The 19449-nt window shown below is 75.0% G+C and carries 19 protein-coding genes and 1 riboswitch; of the genes, 14 read left to right on the forward strand and 5 right to left on the reverse strand.

The window, feature by feature from the left end:
- The first annotated feature begins 7 nt into the window (after window positions 1–7).
- The 6 genes from HUT06_RS20580 to HUT06_RS20605 all read left to right on the forward strand — a co-directional run bounded on the left by HUT06_RS20580 (window position 8) and on the right by HUT06_RS20605 (window position 4274).
- Window positions 8–340, forward strand: coding sequence for a small basic family protein (locus HUT06_RS20580; protein ID WP_176197226.1), 333 nt, complete (start codon window positions 8–10; stop codon window positions 338–340).
- On the forward strand, window positions 337–1038 hold the full coding sequence (locus tag HUT06_RS20585) for a DUF881 domain-containing protein (RefSeq protein ID WP_176197227.1): 702 nt from the start codon (window positions 337–339) through the stop codon (window positions 1036–1038). Before HUT06_RS20580 ends, HUT06_RS20585 begins: the two co-directional genes overlap by 4 nt.
- A 307-nt stretch (window positions 1039–1345) precedes the next feature.
- Entirely contained in the window at window positions 1346–1882 is a 537-nt protein-coding gene (locus HUT06_RS20590) for an FHA domain-containing protein (RefSeq protein WP_089326827.1), read from the forward strand.
- 11 nt (window positions 1883–1893) lie between these two features.
- Window positions 1894–2607, forward strand: a complete 714-nt coding sequence (locus tag HUT06_RS20595; RefSeq protein ID WP_217711361.1) for a MerR family transcriptional regulator — start codon at window positions 1894–1896, stop codon at window positions 2605–2607.
- Window positions 2608–2749: 142 nt separating this feature from the next.
- Window positions 2750–3220, forward strand: a complete 471-nt coding sequence (locus HUT06_RS20600; RefSeq protein ID WP_067468341.1) for a bifunctional nuclease family protein — start codon at window positions 2750–2752, stop codon at window positions 3218–3220.
- 457 nt (window positions 3221–3677) lie between these two features.
- Entirely contained in the window at window positions 3678–4274 is a 597-nt protein-coding gene (locus HUT06_RS20605; protein ID WP_176197228.1) for a MerR family transcriptional regulator, read from the forward strand.
- 3 nt (window positions 4275–4277) lie between these two features.
- Here HUT06_RS20605 and HUT06_RS20610 read toward each other — a convergent pair whose 3' ends face one another.
- The gene (locus HUT06_RS20610; protein WP_176197229.1) at window positions 4278–6782 is read right to left on the reverse strand and encodes a lysylphosphatidylglycerol synthase transmembrane domain-containing protein; all 2505 of its coding nucleotides are present in this window, start codon (window positions 6780–6782) and stop codon (window positions 4278–4280) included.
- A 264-nt stretch (window positions 6783–7046) separates the two neighbouring features.
- Window positions 7047–7141: riboswitch (glycine riboswitch) on the forward strand.
- Window positions 7142–7313: 172 nt separating this feature from the next.
- On the opposite strand from HUT06_RS20610, the gene gcvP reads away from it, so the two are divergent.
- The gene (gene gcvP / locus HUT06_RS20615) at window positions 7314–10238 is read left to right on the forward strand and encodes an aminomethyl-transferring glycine dehydrogenase (RefSeq protein ID WP_176197230.1); all 2925 of its coding nucleotides are present in this window, start codon (window positions 7314–7316) and stop codon (window positions 10236–10238) included.
- A gap of 149 nt (window positions 10239–10387) precedes the next feature.
- Window positions 10388–11494, forward strand: coding sequence for a lipopolysaccharide assembly protein LapB (locus HUT06_RS20620; protein ID WP_176197231.1), 1107 nt, complete (start codon window positions 10388–10390; stop codon window positions 11492–11494).
- Window positions 11495–11513: 19 nt separating this feature from the next.
- Here HUT06_RS20620 and HUT06_RS20625 read toward each other — a convergent pair whose 3' ends face one another.
- Entirely contained in the window at window positions 11514–11939 is a 426-nt protein-coding gene (locus HUT06_RS20625; protein WP_176197232.1) for a PPOX class F420-dependent oxidoreductase, read from the reverse strand.
- Between the two features lie 50 nt (window positions 11940–11989).
- Here HUT06_RS20625 and HUT06_RS20630 point away from each other — a divergent pair, with 50 nt between their 5' ends.
- A complete protein-coding gene (locus tag HUT06_RS20630) occupies window positions 11990–12586 on the forward strand; it encodes an alpha/beta family hydrolase (protein WP_176197233.1) in 597 nt (198 codons plus the stop codon).
- A gap of 150 nt (window positions 12587–12736) precedes the next feature.
- Here HUT06_RS20630 and HUT06_RS20635 read toward each other — a convergent pair whose 3' ends face one another.
- Window positions 12737–12940 (reverse strand): DUF5999 family protein, encoded by a 204-nt coding sequence (locus HUT06_RS20635; RefSeq protein WP_176197234.1) that lies wholly within the window; start codon window positions 12938–12940, stop codon window positions 12737–12739.
- 274 nt (window positions 12941–13214) lie between these two features.
- Here HUT06_RS20635 and HUT06_RS20640 point away from each other — a divergent pair, with 274 nt between their 5' ends.
- Genes HUT06_RS20640 through HUT06_RS20650 form a run of 3 tightly spaced genes read left to right on the forward strand, consistent with a single transcriptional unit; the run spans window position 13215 to window position 16050 of the window.
- A complete protein-coding gene (locus HUT06_RS20640) occupies window positions 13215–13943 on the forward strand; it encodes a (Fe-S)-binding protein (protein ID WP_176197235.1) in 729 nt (242 codons plus the stop codon).
- 59 nt (window positions 13944–14002) lie between these two features.
- Complete coding sequence (locus HUT06_RS20645) at window positions 14003–15412, forward strand: lactate utilization protein B (RefSeq protein WP_176201504.1); 1410 nt, start codon at window positions 14003–14005, stop codon at window positions 15410–15412.
- On the forward strand, window positions 15409–16050 hold the full coding sequence (locus HUT06_RS20650) for an LUD domain-containing protein (protein WP_176197236.1): 642 nt from the start codon (window positions 15409–15411) through the stop codon (window positions 16048–16050). The genes HUT06_RS20645 and HUT06_RS20650 overlap by 4 nt, the downstream gene beginning before the upstream one ends.
- A 34-nt stretch (window positions 16051–16084) precedes the next feature.
- On the opposite strand, the gene HUT06_RS20655 is transcribed toward HUT06_RS20650, so the two are convergent.
- On the reverse strand, window positions 16085–16651 hold the full coding sequence (locus tag HUT06_RS20655; protein WP_176197237.1) for a TetR/AcrR family transcriptional regulator: 567 nt from the start codon (window positions 16649–16651) through the stop codon (window positions 16085–16087).
- A 116-nt stretch (window positions 16652–16767) separates the two neighbouring features.
- On the opposite strand from HUT06_RS20655, the gene HUT06_RS20660 reads away from it, so the two are divergent.
- Both HUT06_RS20660 and HUT06_RS20665 read left to right on the forward strand, forming a co-directional pair.
- Window positions 16768–17184, forward strand: a complete 417-nt coding sequence (locus tag HUT06_RS20660) for a plectin (protein WP_176197238.1) — start codon at window positions 16768–16770, stop codon at window positions 17182–17184.
- Window positions 17185–17353: 169 nt separating this feature from the next.
- Window positions 17354–18055, forward strand: a complete 702-nt coding sequence (locus HUT06_RS20665; RefSeq protein ID WP_176197239.1) for a maleylpyruvate isomerase N-terminal domain-containing protein — start codon at window positions 17354–17356, stop codon at window positions 18053–18055.
- Here the strand turns inward: HUT06_RS20665 and HUT06_RS20670 are convergent.
- The gene (locus tag HUT06_RS20670; RefSeq protein WP_176197240.1) at window positions 18016–19392 is read right to left on the reverse strand and encodes a NarK/NasA family nitrate transporter; all 1377 of its coding nucleotides are present in this window, start codon (window positions 19390–19392) and stop codon (window positions 18016–18018) included. The two genes, HUT06_RS20665 and HUT06_RS20670, sit on opposite strands and share 40 nt — an antisense overlap.
- Window positions 19393–19449: the final 57 nt, after the last annotated feature.

The raw sequence follows: 19449 nt of genomic DNA on the forward strand, positions 1-19449 counted from the left end.
GGCGGGGATGATCGCGCTGATCGGGCTCGTCATCGGCGTGGCGCTCGGCCTCGTCCTGCGGCCGGACGTGCCGCTCTGGCTGCAGCCCTACCTGCCGATCGCGATCGTGGCCGCGCTCGACGCCATGGTCGGCGGCGTCCGGGCCCGGCTGGAGGGCATCTTCGACGAGCGGGTCTTCGTGGTCTCCTTCGTCGGCAACACCCTCATCGCCGCGCTGATCGTCCTGCTCGGCGACCAGCTCGGCGTCGGCTCGCAGCTGTCCACCGGCGTCGTGGTCGTGCTCGGCATCCGGATCTTCGCCAACGCGGCCGGCATCCGGCGGAAGCTGTTCGGCGCATGACCGGCGAGCACCCGGACGAGCCGCGGAAGGGAACCGCGTCGCCGCGCGGCCCGCTGCGGCCCCGCGCCCGCCGCCTCGCCGCCGGGCTGCTGTGCCTCGTGCTCGGCTTCGCGGCCGTCGCGCAGGTCCGCTCGACGCGCCGGGACACCGCCTTCGCCACCGCGCGGCAGGACGAGCTCGTCGAGATCCTGGCCGATCTGGGACAGCGGTCCGAGCGGCTGCGCAGCGACCTCGGCGACCTGGAGGCCACCAGGGCGCGGCTGGAGCGCGACGCCGAGGGCGGCACCGCGCTGGAGGAGGCCCGGGAGCGGGCGACGGCCTACGGCATCCTCGCCGGGACGCTCCCGGCCGAGGGGCCCGGCATCGAGCTGCTGATCCAGGACCCCGGGCACCGGGTCAGGGCGGTCAACCTGCTGGACGCGCTGCAGGAGCTGCGCGACGCCGGCGCCGAGGTCGTCCAGATCAACGACGTCCGCGTCGGCGTCGACACCTACTTCCTGGACGACCGGGGCGGTGTCGGGGTCGACGGGCGGCTTTTGACCGCCCCCTACCGGTTCCTGGCCATCGGCGACCCCCACACGATGGCCACCGCGCTCAACATCCCGGGGGGCCTCGTGCGGACGCTGCGGGGCGCCGGAGCCACCGTCCTGATCACCCCGCGCGCGAAAGTGGCCGTCGGCGCGGTACGGTCTCCCTAGAGGGAACGAACGGGGGGACCGGGCGGCCCGCATCCAGCGTCGCGATGGCGGCGGTCCGCGCGGCGGCGTAGACCTGCGATCATCGACGAATGTAGTTTGGTGCGGTCGGTTCACCGCCCCGGTTGACCCCTCGGGTGATAGCCGCGTAAGTTGCGGCGACCGTCGCGTGAACGGGCGGTGAGTTGGACCGTGGTCGGGGGCGGGTCCCCGGCATGGGTTGGGTGAAGGATGCGCGTGGCGCAGGCGGCTCCCGCTGCGGCGGGGCGTCCGCGTGCGGCACGCCGATGGTAGGAGGCCGAGCCGATCGATGCCGAGCGTCTACTGCACGCAGTGCGGTCACGCCAACCCGGATGATGCCCGTTTCTGCTCGAACTGCGGCACTCCGCTGACCCGGAGTCCGGCCGCGCCGCCGCCGTACCGCGAGTCGCCCGGCGAGTCCACGTCCACGATCTCCATCGGCGGGTTCGAGGCGCTGGACACCGACACCGGCGCCGAGGAGCAGGCCGGCCCCGACCAGATGGCGATGGAGGCGCTGCCCCCGGGCACCGCGCTCCTCGTCGTCAAGCGCGGGCCGAACGCGGGCAGCCGCTTCCTGCTCGACAAGGACCGCACGTCCGCGGGGCGGCACCCCGAGAGCGACATCTTCCTGGACGACGTCACCGTGTCCCGGCGGCACGCCGAGTTCGCCCGCCAGGGCGGCACCTTCTCCGTCCGGGACGTGGGCAGCCTCAACGGCACCTACGTCAACCGGCAGCGGATCGACCAGGCCGGCCTGTCCGGCGGCGACGAGGTGCAGATCGGCAAGTTCCGGCTGGTGTTCCTGACCAACCCGGCGCACGGCTGACGGGAGGGGCGTTGAACGCGGAGCCGGCCCGGTCCCAGATGACGATCGGGGACGTGCTCGGGCTGCTGCGGCCCGACTTCCCCGACATCACCATCTCCAAGATCAGATTCCTGGAGTCGGAGGGCCTCGTCGAGCCGGAGCGCAGCCCCGCCGGCTACCGCAAGTTCGGCTCCGCCGACGTGGAGCGGCTCCGCTTCGTCCTCACCGCGCAGCGCGACCACTACATGCCGCTGCGCGTGATCAGGCGGCATCTGGAGGCCCGCGACCGCGGCGAGAGCGTCCCGGCGCTCGGCGCCCGCGAACCGGGCCGGCGCCCCCGCACCCTGGTCGCCGCCGACACCACGGCGGCCGACCCGCCCGTCCGCCTCACCCGCCGCCAGCTCCTCGACGGCGCCGGCATCGACGAGGCGCTCCTCGCCCGCCTGGAGGAGTACGGGCTCGTCCACCGCACCGGCGCCCACTACGAGGGCGAGGCCCTCGGCATCTGCCGGGTCGCCGCCGAGCTCGAGGAGTACGGCTTCGAGGTCCGGCACCTGCGCGCCGTGAAGGCCGCCGCCGACCGCCAGGTCGGCCTGATCGAGCAGATGGTCGCGCCGCAGCTGCGCCGCCGCAGCCGCGGCGCCCACGAGGAGGCCGCCGAGACCGCCCGCGAGATCGCCGCGCTGTCGGTCCGGCTCCATGCCGCCCTGGTCAGCGCGGGTCTGCGCGAAAGCCTCGACCACTGACCATGGGCGCCGCGGAGGATTTTCCCCCACCCGCGGCGCGACGAGCTGTCCGGGCCTGGGTGTACGTTGGCTACATGGTTCGGTCAGGAATCGATCCGCTGCACGTGGTGATCGAGACAGCGAGAACCAGCAGGGAGCCGCAGTGAAGCAGATGGAGGTCGTCGGCGTCCGGGTCGAGATGCCCTCCAATCAGCCGATCGTCCTGTTGAAGGAGACGGAGGGCGATCGCTACCTGCCCATCTGGATCGGGGCGGTCGAGGCGACGGCGATCGCCTTCGCGCAGCAGGGCGTGCTGCCCGCGCGGCCGCTCACCCACGACCTGTTCCGCGACGTCCTGGACGCGCTCAGCGTCCAGCTCCGCACCGTCAACATCACCGCCCTGCGCGAGGGCATCTTCTTCGCCGACCTGATCTTCTCCAACGGCGTCGAGGTCAGCGCCCGCCCGTCCGACTCCATCGCCCTGGCCCTGCGCACCGGCGCCACGATCTTCGCCAGCGAGGACGTCCTCGAAGAGGCCGGCGTCGCCATCCCCGACGAGCAGGAGGACGAGGTCGAGAAGTTCCGCGAATTCCTCGACACGATCTCCCCCGAAGACTTCGGCCGAGCCGGCTAGCTCGCCCCGGTCGGGCGGGTGTGGTCGCAAGCAGAGCCTGCTCCCCGCGGCCCTCGCCGTTGTGTCTCCCAGGGGGCCGACCGTTGTGTCTCCCACCGGGTTGGGCGGGATTTCTGAGGGGTGGGTCGATTACCGTGCGTCACTGTTTGGTGGTTCGTGGGGTGGGGTGGGCCGGGGCTTGGTGCGGGGCGGGTAGGTGTGGTGAAGGGCAGTGATAAATGCCGCATCGTCCTGGACCTGGCGGTTTTTGGGGGCCGTGCTTCGGGGTAGGAGTCGGTGGGTGGCGGAGGTGCGCAGTTTGCCCACGTGAAGCCGGTTCATCCGGGCATGCGACGCGCCGACGATGAACGTTGACCACACCCTGACCGGCACCTACCGTGCTGGTGGAACACCCGTGGTGTAATTCGTCAAACCCCCTTGACGAAGCGCCACGGGATGATAGAAGCCGGAGGTCCGCGTGGCGGTGAGCAGCGGCGAGGGCAAGGCGACCCCCGACAGGCACGTGGCGTCACGCCGTGCCGGAGAGCAGGGGCTGCTCTTCGACACGCAGGTGTCCGCGCCGCCGGAGGATGTCGGCTACCGGGGCCCGACGGCGTGCGCCGCGGCGGGGATCACCTACCGGCAGCTCGACTACTGGGCGCGCACGAAGCTGGTGGAGCCGAGCGTGCGCGCGGCGCAGGGATCGGGCAGCCAGCGGCTGTACAGCTTCCGCGACATCCTCGTGCTGAAGGTCGTGAAGCGGCTGCTGGACACGGGAGTGTCACTGCAGCAGATCCGGACGGCCGTGACCCATCTGCGGGACCGCGGCGTCCAGGACCTCGCGCAGATCACGTTGATGAGCGACGGCGTCAGCGTCTACGAGTGCACGTCCGCCGACGAGGTCGTCGACCTGCTGCAGGGCGGGCAGGGCGTGTTCGGCATAGCGCTCGGCCGGGTGTGGCAGGAGGTGGAGGGGAGCCTCGCGCGGCTTCCCGGTGAACGCGCCGCCGCGGACCCTATCGAGCACCCCCACGATGAGCTCGCCAACCGGCGCCGCGCGCGCCGGACCGGCTGACGCTCAGAGCGCCTCCTTGCGCTGGAGGAAGGCGAACGCCCCCCAGCCCGGCAGCACGGGCAGCCACAGCGTGAAGAGCCGGTAGAGCAGCACCGCGGACGTCGCGGTCTCCGCGGACAGCCCGGAGATCGTCAGCGCCAGGGTGAGGGCGCCCTCGACGGCGCCGAGACCGCCCGGCGTCGGCGCCGCAGATCCGACCGCGTTCGCGGTGAGGAACACCAGCACCACCGTCGTCCACGGCAGCGAACCGCCGAACGAGCGGATCGACGCGTCCAGGCACAGGACGAACGCCAGCGTCAGCAGCAGGCTCCCGCCGATCCCGGTGAACAGCTTCGTCGGGGACTGCAGGACGTCCACCAGGCGGGGCACCACGCCCGAGAACATGCTCCGCAGCCGCGAGGCCACCACCCGCCGGACGCGCGGGACGGTCAGCGCCAGCCCGGCGACCAGGCCCAGCACCAGCACCGCGATCACGATCGTGCGGGACGGCGCCAGGTCCTGCGTCGCCTTGGTCGTCGAGCCGGTGAGGAACCCGAACAGCACCAGCAGCAGGATGTGCGCGACCAGCCCGACGAGCTGCGACGCGCCCACGCTCGCGACGGCCAGCGCCGGCCGCACTCCCGAGCGCTGCAGGTAGCGGGTGTTGACCGCGACGCCGCCGACGGCCGCCGGCGCGACCAGCTTCACGAACGACGCGGCGAGCTGCACCAGCACCGTCCGGCCGAGCGGCAGCCGCTCCGGGACGAACCCCATCAGCATGAGCGCCGCCCCGACGTAGCTCAGCGCCGCCGCGCCGAGTGCCGCGGCGACCCAGTGCCAGCTCGCCGTGGCCGCCAGGTACCCGACGTCCAGGCTGGTCACCTGCGGGATGACGATGTAGGCGGCGATCGACAGCGCCACCACGCTGAAGATCGTCCGCGGCCGGAAGCGCTCCAGCCGGGCCGGGGCCGCCTCGGTCTCCGGCTTCAGCCGGACGATCTGCTCCCGGATGCGGGTGAGCAGGTCCCGGTCGCGCCTCAGCGCGGCGCGGGTCGTGCGGGACAGGGCGACGCGCTGCAGCAGCGGCACCGCCCCGCCCAGGGCCTCCTCGCCGAGCACGGACGCGGCCGTCCGCACCGCCCGCTCGGGGCCGGCCCGCAGCGCGAGGGTCGTGAGGAGCTGCGCCAGGTCCAGGCGCAGCACCAGGTCGCCGGCCGCCGTCTCCCCGGCCCGCAGGTCGGTGACGTAGGCGAGGCCGTCCTCGCCGATCAGCAGCGCGCGGTCCTCCAGCCGCCGGTGCGCGAGCCGGCCGCCCTGCATCGCGCGGAACTGCCGCCAGACGTCGGTGAGCAGCGCGTCGGTGACCTCGTCGTCCGGCACGTCGCCGAGCCGCCGGCCCGGCACGTGCTCGTAGGCCAGCAGCGCCGCCTCGGTGCCGACCTCGCAGGTGCCGGCCAGCCGCGGGGTCCGCACGCCGGCCGCGTCGACCGCGTACGCCATCAGCGACTCCTGCTCCAGGGACCGGCGCAGCGACCGCAGCGTCCGGCCGCTGGTCGCGGCGCGCAGCCGCAGCAGCCGCCAGATCCGGTACAGCAGCCCGGCGGTCTGCTGGTCCCGGTCCAGGACGCGGACCTCCAGGTCCCAGTCGCCGTGCGCGCCGCGCCCGGCGGGGACGCGGGCGCCGTACCCGCCGCCGGCGGACGGGCCGAGGACGACGCCGTAGCGGCGGCCGTCCTCGGTGTCGTCGGCGGGCTCGTCCAGCCGCGCGCCCCGCTCCGGCCGCAGCCCGAGCCGCTCCAGCGCCGCGACCACCGCCGTCCCGGACGGCCGGGGGTTCGGCGTGCCGACGGCGTACAGGGTGCCGTGGCCGATGGCGCGGCCGAGGAAGTAGGTGGCGGCGAGCGCGGCGACGGACGCGTAGGTCGCGGTGAGCCCGGTCAGCGCCGCCAGCCCGATCATGGTCCAGGTCACCGCCTGCCAGCGGGCGCGGCCCGCCATCCCGACGGCGGTGGCGAACGCGATCACCGGGGCGATGTCGGTGTGCACGGGCGCGGTCTCGGTGCCGCCCCAGATCAGCGAGTCCAGCACGCCGCCGGGGGCGGCCCGCACCACCAGGTCGTCCAGCCCCACCGTGATCCCGAACGCGATCACGGCGGCCAGCAGCGCGATCGCGACGCGCGTCCCGTCCTTGTGGAACAGCCGCTCCACCGCGAACGCGATCGGCACCGCCAGCACCCCGAAGCTGGATACCAGCGTCGCGAGCGTCAGCAGCAGCCGGGGCGCGTGCGCGGTGCCCTGGGCGATGTCGGTCTGCAGGCCGTGCGTGGTCTGCTGCGCGATCGACACCAGCAGCATCACCGCCGCCAGCCCGGCCAGCGACGCCGCGAACCTGATCGCGTCGGTCGGCCGGCGGATCCGGTCCGGCAGGGCGGGCTCGTCGACGGGCGCCCCGGCGGGCGCGTCCGGCCGCGGGCGCGCCGCGCCGTCGTGGGTCTGCGTCACGCCGCTACCGCCCGGACCGTCCGTCATCGTGATCAGCGTCCCAGAACCGGCGGCGCGCCGTCGAGCGCCGGGACGCCCCCCGGCCGGTCGCGTGCGCACCCCGCAGCCCCATCTCCGCCCCCGTGGCCCGAGGTCCGTCTTGTCCCAGGTGAGTCAGCACATCGTACCGGCCGGTACCGTCCCGGCACCGTGGGGACGTCCCCCGTGTCCGCGTGGGGCGCCGCGTCCCGCCGGGGGCCGCGGCGGCGGCCGGGACCGGTCTTTGGGTAGGGTTCGGTCAGGACATGCCGTCGACCCTGGGCGGGAGAGCCCCCGCGCCGCCAGCGCGGGGCGCCGAAGGGGCAACCTCCCCGGAACCTCTCAGGCAAAAGGACCGCTCGGGCGAGGCACCTCTGGAAAGCAGGCGTCGTTCCCCGCGCGCGGGGAACGCGGCTCACCGAAGGGGAAACCCCGCCGCGCGGGTGAAGCTCTCAGGTGCCGATGACAGAGGGGGAGACCGGCCGCCGGCCCGCGCGCCGGCGGTGGCCCTGAGCGACCGCAGCAGCCAGGAGGCTCTCCATGACCGCGCAGTTCTTCGCCCCCGTGGCTTCGCCGCAGCACGCCCGCACCGCGTTCGCCGACCGGCACATCGGCCCCGGCCCGGCCGACCGCGACCGGATGCTCGCCGCGATCGGCTACTCCGGCGCCGAGGCGCTGATCGACGCGGCGGTCCCCGCCGCGATCCGCACCTCCCGCCCGCTGGACCTGCCGCCCGCGCTGAGCGAGCCCGCCGCGCTGGCCCGGCTCCGCGAGCTGGCGTCCCGCAACACCGTGCTGACCTCCATGATCGGGCTCGGCTACCACGGGACGACGGTCCCCGGCGTGATCCTGCGCAACGTCCTGGAGAACCCCGGCTGGTACACCGCCTACACGCCCTACCAGCCGGAGATCTCCCAGGGGCGGCTGGAGGCGCTGCTGAACTTCCAGACGGTGGTCGCCGACCTGACCGGCCTGCCCGTCGCCAACGCCTCCATGCTGGACGAGGGCACCGCCGCCGCCGAGGCGATGGCCCTCGCGCACCGCGCCTCCAGGCGCAAGGACCCGGGGACGTTCCTCGTGGACGCCGACGCGCTGCCGCAGACGATCGAGGTCGTCCGGACGCGCGCCGTCCCGCTCGGCATCGAGGTGGTGACCGCCGACCTGTCCGGGGGCCTCCCGGACGGCGACTTCTTCGGTGTGCTGCTGCAGTACCCGGGCGCGTCCGGCGCCGTCCGCGACCTGGGGCCGGCGATCGCGCAGGCGCACGAGCGCGGCGCCAAGGCCGTCGTGGCCGCCGACCTGCTCGCGCTGACGCTGCTGCGCCCGCCGGGGGAGTCCGGCGCCGACATCGCGGTCGGGTCGTCGCAGCGGTTCGGCGTCCCCTACGGGTTCGGCGGGCCGCACGCCGGCTACATGGCGGTCGGCGAGGGCCTCCAGCGCCAGCTCCCCGGGCGCCTGGTCGGCGTGTCCGTCGACGCGGACGGCGCGCTCGCCTACCGGCTGGCGCTGCAGACCCGCGAGCAGCACATCCGCCGGGAGAAGGCGACCAGCAACATCTGCACCGCCCAGGTCCTGCTCGCCGTGATGGCGAGCATGTACGCGGTCTACCACGGCCCCGAGGGGCTGGCGGCGATCGCCCAGCGCGCCCACCGCCGCGCCGCCGAGATCGCCGCCGGGCTGCGGGCCGCCGGCGTCGAGGTCGTGCACGGCTCCTTCTTCGACACCGTCCTCGCCCGGGTGCCGGGCCGCGCCGCCGAGGTCGTCGCCGCCGCCCGCGAGCGCGGCGTCAACCTGCGGCCCGACGGCCCCGACCGCGTCGGGATCGCCTGCGACGAGACGACGCTCCCCGAGCACGTCACCGCCGTCCTGGAGGCGTTCGGCGCGGCCCCCGCCGGCGACGCCGCCGAGGCGATCCCGGACACGCTGCGCCGGGAGAGCCCCTACCTCACCCACCCGGTGTTCCACGCGCACCGCTCCGAGACGGCGATGCTGCGCTACCTGCGCCGCCTCCAGGACAAGGACATCGCGCTCGACCGCTCCATGATCCCCCTCGGCTCCTGCACGATGAAGCTGAACGCCACGACCGAGATGGAGCCGGTCACCTGGCCGGAGTTCGCCGACATCCACCCGTTCGCGCCGGTCGACCAGGCCGCCGGCCACCTGGAGCTGATCGGCGAGCTGGAGGACGCGCTCGCCGAGATCACCGGGTACGCGAAGGTGTCGGTGCAGCCGAACGCCGGCTCCCAGGGCGAGCTGGCGGGCCTGCTGGCGATCCGCGGCTACCACGCCTCCCGCGGCGAGGAGCACCGCGACGTCTGCCTGATCCCCTCGTCCGCGCACGGCACCAACGCCGCCAGCGCCGTCATGGCGGGGATGCGCGTCGTCGTCGTCAGGTGCGACGAGGGCGGCAACGTCGCCCTCGACGACCTGCACGCCAAGATCGAGGCGCACGGTGAGCGGCTCGCCGCGATCATGGTGACGTACCCGTCCACGCACGGCGTCTTCGAGGAGACGATCACCGAGGTGTGCGCGGCCGTGCACGCGGCCGGCGGCCAGGTCTACGTCGACGGCGCCAACCTCAACGCCCTGGTCGGCCTCGCCCGCCCCGGCGAGTTCGGCTCGGACGTCTCCCACCTGAACCTGCACAAGACGTTCTGCATCCCGCACGGCGGCGGCGGCCCGGGCGTCGGCCCGGTCGGCGTCCGCGCGCACCTCGCCCCGTTCCTGCCCAACCACCCGCTGCGGGGGGACAGTGGAGCGACGAGCGGAGCGAGTCCGTTGGATGGCGGAGGGCGGGGGCTGGAGGACGGTCCGGACAGCGGCGTCGGCCCGATCTCCGCGGCCCCGTGGGGCTCGGCGGGCATCCTGCCGATCTCCTGGGCCTACATCGCGATGATGGGCCCGGACGGGCTGCGCGCCGCCACCGAGGGCGCGATCATCGGTGCGAACTACCTCGCCGCCCGGCTCGCCCCGCACTACCCGATCCTCTACACCGGCCGCGACGGGCTCGTCGCGCACGAGTGCATCGCCGACCTCCGCAAGATCACCAAGGAGACCGGGATCACCGCCGAGGACGTCGCCAAGCGGCTCATCGACTACGGCTTCCACGCGCCCACCCTGTCGTTCCCGGTGGCCGGGACGCTGATGATCGAGCCGACCGAGTCCGAGGACCTCGCCGAGCTCGACCGGTTCTGCGACGCGATGATCGAGATCCGCCGGGAGATCCGGCGGGTCGCCGACGGCGGCTACGACCGCGAGGACAACCCGCTGAAGAACGCCCCGCACACCGCCGCCTGCCTGGTCTCCGACGACTGGAAGCACGCCTACACCCGCGAGGAGGCCGCCTACCCCGTCCCGTCGGTGCGGGAGGGCAAGTACTGGCCGCCCGTCCGCCGCATCGACCAGGCCTACGGCGACCGCAACCTCGTCTGCTCCTGCCCGCCCCCCGAGGCGTTCGAGGACTGAGCGTTCGAGGACGAGCCCCCGGGGACCGAGCCCCCGCCGGGACGGATATGTGATCTTGGTGGGGGTTTCGGGGTGTCGTCGCGGGACGCGGGGGCGCCGGGTCGCTAGTCTCTGTGCGGACTTCCACGAACCCCAGAGGGCAGGGGCCGATGAGCGAGTTGCCGGACGAGACGGCCGACCCGGCGCGGATGTGCGAGGAGGCCCGCGGCCTGGCCGAGGGCGGCGCGGCCGGGCGGGCGGCGCTGCTGTTCGAGAAGGTGCTCGCCATGGGCGAGACGCCGGTGCGGGCGCAGGCCGCGCTCGGGCTCGCCGTCGTCCTCGACGACGCCGGCGAGGTGGAGCGGGCCCGGGAGGCCGACGGCGTCGCGATCGCCACCGGCGACCCCGAGTACGGGCCGCGCGCCGCCTACCACCTGGCGCTCACCCATGAGCGGGCGGGTGAGCCGGAGCGGGCCGCGCCCGCCTGGCGCGCCGTGGTCGGCTTCGGCAACCCCGCCTACCTCCCGCCCGCGCACCTGGCGCTGGCCCGGATCGCCGACGACGGCGGCGACTTCGACGCGGCGCGCGAGCACTGGGAGGCCGCGGTCGCGACGGGCGACGCCGAGTACGGCCCGCTCGCCGCGCACGACCTCGCGCAGCGGCTGCTCGAGCGCGGCGACCCGGCGCGCGCGCAGAAGACCCTGGCCGCCGGGCTGCGGCTGATCGACCGCGAGGCCGCCCCGTACGCGTACGCGCGGCTCGCCGTCGCGCTCGGCATCTCCTACCTCGACCAGGCGATCGGCGCGTTCGGCGCGGCGCTGGCGGCCGAGCCCGCCGACCCGGAGACCGGGCCGCTGGCCACCGAGCTGCTGGCGCGGACGCTGCCGCTGCGCGGGCGCGGCGGCGAGGCCGGCGAGGTGTGGCGGCGCGGGCTCGCCGAGCCGGGCACCGCGCCGCAGGTGCGCGCCAGGCTGCGCCGCGACTTCGGCGAGGACGACGGCGGCGCCGACCTGTGGTGGGAGCCGGTCGTCGAGCAGGCCGTGTCGGAGGGCACGCTCCCGGCGCTCGCCGGGGAGGCGTTCGGCGCCCTCGACCACATGTACGCGCTGCTGGCCGTCCGGTACGCCGAGCGCCGGGGCGACGAGGCGCACGCGGTGCTCGGCGGGGCGGTCCGGGTGCCCGACGGCTACCCGTGGGGGCCGCTGCTGCACGAGAGCTTCGCCGAGCGGCTCCGCCTGGCGACGGGCGCGCCCGTCCCGGAGTGGCCGGACGGCTAGGCGGCGACCGGCGGAACGGTCAATCCGCGATGGCGCGCTCGGCGACCACCTTGGTGATGCGGGCGCGGACGAGGTACTCGGTGGGGACGGCGTTGCGCGCCCCGAACTCGGCGCCGCGCCCGGCGCCCATGTATCGGCCGCCGATGAGGGTGGCCCAGTGGCGCATCTCGTCCAGGTCCTCGACGAGGGCGGCCTCGGCCTGGAGCTGCACGTACGAGAACGGCGGGGTCTGGTCGTCCACGCAGACCGACAGGCGCGGGTCGCGGGCCAGCGCGCGGCCCTTGACGCTGTGCCGGCTCGTGTTGAACAGCAGGTCGTCGCCGTCGAGGACGAACCAGATCGGCGTGACGTGCGGCGTCCCGTCCTTGCGGATGACGCCGGCCTTGCCGGTGCGGGTGCCCTCGCTCACGAACGCGCGCCATTCACCGTCTGTCATCTTCTCCATCCGCCCAGTCTGCCGCAGAGATCGTCCAGGGCGGCCGTTACGGTGGTCGCATGGAGGTCACGACGGCGCACGGGCCCGGCGAGGTGGTGCTGGACGAGGTGGACGGCCCCGCGTTCCTGCTGGTCCTGACGCACGGGTCCAACGGGAGCGTGGACGCCCCCGACCTGCTCGCCGTCCGGGAGGCCGCGCTCGGGCTCGGCGGCGCCGTCGCGCGGGTGACGCAGCCGTTCCGGTTCGCGGGCCGCCGCGCGCCCGGCGCGCCCGCCAAGCAGGACGCGGCGTGGCTGGAGATCGTCGGGCCGCTGCGGGAGCGGTTCGCGGGCGTCCCGCTCGTGCAGGGCGGCCGCAGCAACGGCGCGCGGGTGGCGTGCCGGACGGCGCCGGCGGCCGGGGCGGCCGGCGTGGTGGCGCTGGCGTTCCCGCTGCACCCGCCCGGCAGGCCGGAGAAGACGCGGGTGGACGAGCTGCGCGCGGCCGGGGTGGAGGTGCTCGTCGTCAACGGCGACCGCGACCCGTTCGGCGTGCCGGACGCGGCCGACGCGGCGCACGTCGTCGTCCTGGCGGGGGAGCGGCACGACCTGAACAAGGACCCCGCGGCGGTCGGCCGGGCGGTCGAGCCGTGGCTGCGCAAGTGGGCGTCGCGGTGACCGGTGCCGGACACGCGAACGGCCCGTCCGGTGCGGACGGGCCGGAAGTGACGGCTCTGTCCGGGCCCGGTGCGGGCCCGGAGGGCGAGGGCGGGTGGGTGCTGCCCCGAGAATGATCACCCGCTTGGACTAGTCCCCCGTGGAGACCGGTCAAGCGGCCGACGGCGCCTGCAGGTCCGTCGGCCGGTGCGGTGCGATGACTTCCCCGTCGGGCAGCAGCTCACCGGTGTCCTCGAAGAGCACGACGCCGTTGCACAGCAGGCTCCACCCCTGCTCGGGGTGCGCGGCCAGCGTGCGGGCGGCATCGCGGTCGGGTGCGTTGTGCGAGGGACAGGGCGGCTGGTGCGGGCACATCGTGTGCCTCCGGTCTCAACTACTGGTCGGTGGTGGTGCTTTCCTTTATTGACGCACCCCAGTGTGGAGTGGTTCGCCCGGACCGGCTATAGCCCGTTGGGACGGTTGTCCTTTGGTACCGGAGTACCGGTCGGGTGTGATCACCCTCACTCCGAGGTGTCAGGCATAGCGTCTCTCCCGCGCGATAACGGACGAAGAACGACACGCCGCCGGGAGCGAAACCCCTACGATGTCGGCGGGGAACGCCCTGAGGGCGTTGGGGGGAGTGAGGCCGATGCGGGTCGCGTTGTCCGTCGCGTGCTTCGACGACGCGCTTTTCCCTGATACGGGCAGGGCCGTGACCGTCCTTTTGGAACGCCTGGGGCATGAGGTGGTATTCCCGCCCGGGCAGACCTGCTGCGGGCAGGTCCACTGGGCGGCCGGCTACCACCGGGAGGCCGCCGACCTCGCGCGCGCGTACGTGGCCGCGTTCGAGGGCGGGGACGTCGTGGTGGCGCCGTCGGCGTCCTGCGCGGCCGCCGTCCGGGCCGACTACCCGCGGATCGCGCGGGCGGCCCGCGACCCGGGGCTCGCCCGTGCCGCCGAGGGCCTGGCCGTCTACGAGCTGACCGAGTTCCTCGTCGACGTGCTCGGCGTCACCGACGTCGGCGCCTACTTCCCGCACCGGGTCGTCTACCACCCGTCGTGCCGGTCGCTGCGGTCGCTGGAGGTCGGCGACCGGCCGCTGCGGCTGCTGCGCGCGGTGAAGGGCCTGGACCTGGTCGGGTTACCGGCCGCGGAGGAGTGCTGCGGGTTCGGCGGCGCGTTCGCGATGAAGAACGCGGACGTGTCGGTCGCGATGGTCGCCGACAAGGTCCGGCACGTCCGCGGCACCGGCGCGGACGTGGTGTGCGCGGTCGACGACTCCTGCCTCGCCCACATCGGTGGCGCGCTGTCGCGGCTGCGCGCCGGCGTGCGGACCATGCACCTGGCCGAGATCCTCGCCGCGACGGGGCCCGCGTGACCGGCGGCGTGTCCGGCGGCGGGACCGGCGCCGCGCCGGGCGGGCCGGTCCCGCTGCCGATGCCGAAGTTCGCCGCCGCCGCGCGTCCCGCGCTGGCCGACACCGGCCTGCGCCGCGCGCTGCGCGGCACCACCGCGCAGCTGCGGGGGCGGGCGGCCGCGGCGGCCGCCGAGCCCGCCGACTGGGAGGACCTGCGCGAGGCCGGCCGCGCCATCGGCGAGGAGGCCCTGCTCAACCTCGACGTCCACCTGGAGGACCTGGAGCGCGCCGTCACCGAGGCGGGCGGCACCGTGCACTGGGCGGCGGACGCGGCCGAGGCGCGCCGCGTCGTCACCGGCCTGGTACGGGCGTCGGAGGCGCGGGAGGTGCTGGCGGCGGCGTCGCTGACGCTCCGCGAGATCGGCCTGGACGGTGCGCTCGCCCGCGCGGGCGTGGCCGTCCAGGAGACCGCGCTCGGCGACCTGGCGGTCCGGCTCGGCGAGGACGAGCCGTCCCATCCGCTGTCGCCGGCCGCGCACCGCGACCGCGCCGGGATCGCGGAGCTGTTCCGGCGCGCGATGCCCGCCGCCGGCGCCGACCTGCCCGACGACCCCGAGGCCCTCGCCGCGGCGGCCCGCGCCCACCTGCGCGAGCGGTTCCTGCGCGCCCGCGTCGCGGTGACCGGGGCGAACTTCCTGGTGGCCGAGACCGGCACGGCCGTGGTGGTGGAGTCCGAGGGCAACGCGCGGATGTGCCTGACGCTCCCGGAGACGCTGATCTGCGTCGCGGGCATCGACAAGGTCGTCCCGACGTGGGATGACATGGAGGTGTTCCTCCAGCTGCTGCCGCGCGCGTCGACCGGCGACCGGATGACGCCGTACGTCTCGTCGTGGACGGGGGTGACGCCGGGCGACGGGCCGCGCGCGTTCCACCTCGTCCTGCTCGACAACGGCCGCACGCGCGCCTTGGCCGACGAGGTCGGGCGGGCCGCGCTGCGGTGCGTCGGCTGCTCGGCGTGCCTGAACGTCTGCCCCGTCTACGAGCGGACGGGCGGCCGCCCCTACGGGCCCGTCCACCAGGGGCCGATCGGCGCGATCCTCACCCCGCAGCTGCGCGGCGTGGAGAGCGCGGCCATGGCGTCGCTGCCCTACGCGTCCACGCTCTGCGGGGCCTGCGCGGACGTCTGCCCGGTGAAGATCGACATTCCGGACGTGCTGGTCCACCTGCGCGGCCTGGTCGTCGACTCGCGCCGCCGGCGGCCCGTCCCGCCGCCCGAGATGGTGCTGATGCGGGGCCTGGCGTGGACGATGGGCGACCCGCGGCGGCACGCGGCCGTGCTGCGGCGCGGCACCCGGTGGGCGCGGCTGCTCTCGCGCGGCGGGCGGATCCGCCGCCTGCCCGGGCTGCTCGGCGCGTGGACGGAGGCCCGCGACCTGCCGGCGCCGCCGGCGGAGAGCTTCCGCGCCTGGTGGGACAGGACCCGCGCATGACCGCGCGGGAGGAGATGCTGCGCCGGGTGCGCGAGGCGCTCGGCGGGTCGCGGGGCGCGCACCCGCCGGTGCCGCGCGGCTACGCGCGCCGGCTGACCGGGCCGCAGGCCGCGACGCGGGCGGACGTCGTCGCGCTGTTCACCGAGCGGGTCGCCGACAACCGGGCCGCGGTGCGGCACGTCGGCGCCGACGAGCTCGGCACCGCGGTGGCCGCCGCGCTGTGGGGGCGGGAGGCCAAGCGGATCGCCGTCCCGGCGGACCTGCCGTTCGGGTGGCTCGCGGAGCTGGACGGGGTGCGGGCGCTCGCCGACACCCCGGCGCTCGACCTGGACGCCCTCGCCGCCGTGGACGGCGTGGTGACGGGCTGCGCGGCGGCGGTGGCGCGGACGGGCACGGTGGTGCTGGACGGCGGCCGGGCGCAGGGCAGGCGGGCGCTCACCCTCGTGCCGGGCTACCACCTGTGCGTCGTCCACGCCGACCAGATCGTCGGAACGGTCCCGGAGGCGGTCACCCGGCTGGACCCGGCGCGGCCGCTCACCTGGATCAGCGGCCCGTCCGCCACCCACGGCGTCGAGGGGGTCCGGGCGGAGGGCGTGCACGGCCCCCTGCACCTGGAGGTCCTCGTCGTCGAGGACTGACGAGGACCGACGAGGACTGAACCGGGGCCGCCGCTCAGCGCACCCCGGCGATGATCAGGTCGAGGCCGGCGGTGAAGCGGGCGTCCCAGTCGACGACCCGGTCGGCGCCGTCCTCGTTGGTGCCGCGCACCTCCAGGGCGGTGTGGCCGATCACGTAGCCGAGCAGCGTGTGCGCGGCGACGGCGGCGGTGTCCTCGGCGACGCCGCCGCTGCGCAGGACCTCGCGCAGGGACGCGACCGTGGCGGTGAGCGCGGCGGGGTTGCGGCGGGTGACGACGAGGGGGAGGACCCCGGCGTGGGCCATCAGCCGGCCCCGGTAGCCGGCGGCCCAGGCGCGCAGGGCGTCCTGCCAGCGGCTTGCGGCGGCGGTGTCGGCGGGGGCGGCGGCGACGTGCGCGACGAGGCCGTCGAGGAGCTGCTCCTTGCCGCGGGGGAGGTGGTGGTAGATCGCCATCGCCTCGACCTCCAGCGCGTCGCCGAGGCGGCGCATCGTGAGGCGGCCGAGTCCCTGGCCGTCCACGATCCGCAGGGCGGCCTCGATGATCCGCTCGGTGGACAGCGGTGCGCGGTGCTGGGCGTTGATGCTGGGCTGCCGGACCATGAGCAGTGACCTTACTACGTAAAGGCGCGCGGCCGGGTGTCCGCCGCTCCGACACGCCGGAACCCCCGAGTACGCTTACCTGGATCGGACAGTCGGATCGTCGAGGGAGTACCACCATGCCGCTGGGCCGCCGGGTGAGCAAGGACGTCGCGGAGCCGTACGAGGCCGACCAGCGGCTGGCCGCCGAGTACGACGGCTGGCTCGCGGCGGCCGGCGACGCGGAGCGCGCGCTGCGGGAGGCGCAGGCCGCGGGCGCGGACGCGGCGGAGCTGCGCGCGCTGACGGTCGCGTTCGACAAGGCGATGACCGCGGTGCTCGCCGCCGCGGAGGCGTCCGAGCGGGCCGCGATGGGCCCGAAGGTGTACGCGACCGCCGCGCAGGACGCCAAGGCCCGCCGCGCCGCCGAGATCGCCTACCGCAAGGCCAAGGCGCGCCCGGCCGTGCGCCCGTGGACCGACGAGGTCGACCGGCTGCGCACCGCCCGCGAGGCGCACCGGCTGAGCTTCAAGACGGTGCCGGCCGCGCTCGGCTGACGTCCCGGACGACGTGTGGCGACACAGCGTCACCGGGTGGCACCGGCCACCGAACTTTGAGAGTCTGCCCTCTCGGGGAACGCCGGGGGCGCCCCCGCCGCCGCAGCGTGCGCGCGGACGCGTCCCGGCGGGGAGGGCACACGGTGCTCTGGACGTTGGGGGATGTCACGTGGAGCGCACGCCGCCGGACCGGTGCCGCGTACTCGAGTCCTACCAGGACGGGGTCACGGCGATCCGCGCGCTGGCGGAGGGCGTCGGCGACTGGGACGTGCCGACGCCCTGCGCCGACTGGCGGCTGATCGACCTGGCGGGCCATCTGCGGTGCGTCGCGGAGAACTTCCTGGAGTACCTCCAGGACGCGCCCGACAGCCGGCTGGCGACGCTGTTCGCGCAGGAGTCGGCGACGGCGGTGCTGATCCGGCAGCAGGCGCGGCAGAACGCGACCGAGCTGGCGGTGCTGCCGCCGGAGCCGGGCCCCGACCGGATCATGTCGTTCGGGGTGTCGGCCGGCGCGTACGCCGACCTGATGCCCGACATGTGGGACCGCACCCACCTGATCTACCGGGGCACCAAGTACACCGTCGGCGACCACGCGGGCGCGGCGTGCGTCGAGTGGCATCTGCACGCCTGGGACATGGCCCGCGCGGTCGGCGCGCACTACCGGCCGCGCGACCCCGACCTGCTGGTGTCGGCGTGGCACTGGGGCGTCCCGCACCTGCCGCTGGAGCCGGGCGACGCGTGGGAGGCGGTGCTGCGCTCGTCGGGCCGGTCGCCGCGCTGGCCGGAGCCCGACGACCGGCCCGGACGGCCGCGGGCCCGGCGGGCGGCCCGTCAGACGCCGTCCGGCCGCCCCGGGCGGGCCCGCAGGTAGACCAGCCACGTGAGCGCGCAGCACACGGCGTAGAAGGCGATGAACGACAGGTAGGCGCCGTCGCCGGTGCCATAGGCCAGGAACGACTGCCGGAAGGCGATGTTGACCAGGACGCCGCCGAAGGCGCCGACGGCGCCCGCGATCCCGATCAGCGCGCCGGACAGGCGGCGCGCCTGCTGGTCGGCCGCCGCCGCGCCCGCCGCGCCGGCGTCCGCCGCCGCCCGGGCCCGGGCGCGGAAGATGGCGGGGATCATCTTGTAGGTCGAGCCGTTGCCGATGCCGCTGAGCGCGAACAGCAGGATGAAGGCGACGAAGAACAGCGGCAGCGAGCCGCGCAGCGACGCGGCCAGCACGAGCCCGGCGGCGCCGGCCATCGCGGTGAACGTCCAGAAGGTGACGGCGGCGCCGCCGAGCCGGTCGGCGAGCCGGCCGCCGGCGGGGCGCAGCAGCGAGCCGAGCGCGGGGCCGAGGAAGGTCACGCAGGCGGCCTTGACCGGGGTGTCGAAGTCGGCGGCGAACTGCACCTGCAGGACCTGCCCGAACGCGAACCCGAAGCCGATGAACGACCCGAACGTGCCGATGTAGAGCACCGACATGATCCAGGTGTGCGGGTCCCGGGACACGTCCCGCATCGCGCGCCGGTCGTTGCGGGCCTGCGCGAGGTTGTCCATGCGGTGCCAGGCGCCGAGGGCGGCCAGCACGATCAGCGGGATGTAGACGCCGGCGACGAGGCCGGGGCGGTCCTTGCCGGCGGTGGCGAGGACGAGCAGCCCGACGAGCTGGACGACGGCGACGCCGAGGTTGCCGCCGCCGGCGTTGACGCCGAGCGCCCAGCCCTTGAGGCGCTGCGGGTAGAAGGCGTTGATGTTGGCCATCGACGACGCGAAGTTGCCGCCGCCGACGCCCGCGACGGCCGCGAGGACCAGCAGCGTGGTGAACGAGACGCCCGGCTTGACCAGGAACGCGGCCAGGACCGCCGGGACGAGCAGCAGCGCGGCGCTGAACACCGTCCAGTTGCGGCCGCCGAACCGGGCGACGGCGAAGGTGTAGGGCAGCCGCAGCGCCGCGCCGACGAGGGCGGGGACGGCGGTGAGGGTGAACTTGCCCGCAGCGTCGACGCCGTAGCCGGGGCCGAGGAACAGCACCAGCACCGACCACAGCGTCCACACCGAGAACCCGATGTGCTCGGAGAAGATCGAGTAGGCGAGGTTGCGGCGGGCGACGCGCGCGCCGCGGGCCGTCCAGAAGGCGGGGTCCTCGGGCCGCCAGTCCTCGATCCAGCGGCCCTTCGGCGGGCGGGCGCGGCCGCCGCGCGGGGTCCGGGTGGTGACGGTCATGGAGCGCTCTCCTCGGTTCGGGTCGGATGCCCGACCGTAGGAAGGCGGGGTTTCGTG

The sequence above is a fragment of the Actinomadura sp. NAK00032 genome, from assembly GCF_013364275.1.
Classification (GTDB): Bacteria; Actinomycetota; Actinomycetes; order Streptosporangiales; family Streptosporangiaceae; genus Spirillospora.

Bases quoted from the DNA above. Each gene is read 5' to 3' on its own strand.
- HUT06_RS20580 (WP_176197226.1), top strand. From the start codon at position 8: ATGATCGCGCTGATCGGGCTCGTCATCGGCGTGGCGCTCGGCCTCGTC.
- HUT06_RS20585 (WP_176197227.1), top strand. From the start codon at position 337: ATGACCGGCGAGCACCCGGACGAGCCGCGGAAGGGAACCGCGTCGCCG.
- HUT06_RS20590 (WP_089326827.1), top strand. From the start codon at position 1,346: ATGCCGAGCGTCTACTGCACGCAGTGCGGTCACGCCAACCCGGATGAT.
- HUT06_RS20610 (WP_176197229.1), bottom strand. From the start codon at position 6,782: ATGACGGACGGTCCGGGCGGTAGCGGCGTGACGCAGACCCACGACGGC.
- gcvP (WP_176197230.1), top strand. From the start codon at position 7,314: ATGACCGCGCAGTTCTTCGCCCCCGTGGCTTCGCCGCAGCACGCCCGC.
- HUT06_RS20620 (WP_176197231.1), top strand. From the start codon at position 10,388: ATGAGCGAGTTGCCGGACGAGACGGCCGACCCGGCGCGGATGTGCGAG.
- HUT06_RS20625 (WP_176197232.1), bottom strand. From the start codon at position 11,939: ATGGAGAAGATGACAGACGGTGAATGGCGCGCGTTCGTGAGCGAGGGC.
- HUT06_RS20630 (WP_176197233.1), top strand. From the start codon at position 11,990: ATGGAGGTCACGACGGCGCACGGGCCCGGCGAGGTGGTGCTGGACGAG.
- HUT06_RS20635 (WP_176197234.1), bottom strand. From the start codon at position 12,940: ATGTGCCCGCACCAGCCGCCCTGTCCCTCGCACAACGCACCCGACCGC.
- HUT06_RS20640 (WP_176197235.1), top strand. From the start codon at position 13,215: ATGCGGGTCGCGTTGTCCGTCGCGTGCTTCGACGACGCGCTTTTCCCT.
- HUT06_RS20645 (WP_176201504.1), top strand. From the start codon at position 14,003: ATGCCGAAGTTCGCCGCCGCCGCGCGTCCCGCGCTGGCCGACACCGGC.
- HUT06_RS20650 (WP_176197236.1), top strand. From the start codon at position 15,409: ATGACCGCGCGGGAGGAGATGCTGCGCCGGGTGCGCGAGGCGCTCGGC.
- HUT06_RS20655 (WP_176197237.1), bottom strand. From the start codon at position 16,651: ATGGTCCGGCAGCCCAGCATCAACGCCCAGCACCGCGCACCGCTGTCC.
- HUT06_RS20660 (WP_176197238.1), top strand. From the start codon at position 16,768: ATGCCGCTGGGCCGCCGGGTGAGCAAGGACGTCGCGGAGCCGTACGAG.
- HUT06_RS20670 (WP_176197240.1), bottom strand. From the start codon at position 19,392: ATGACCGTCACCACCCGGACCCCGCGCGGCGGCCGCGCCCGCCCGCCG.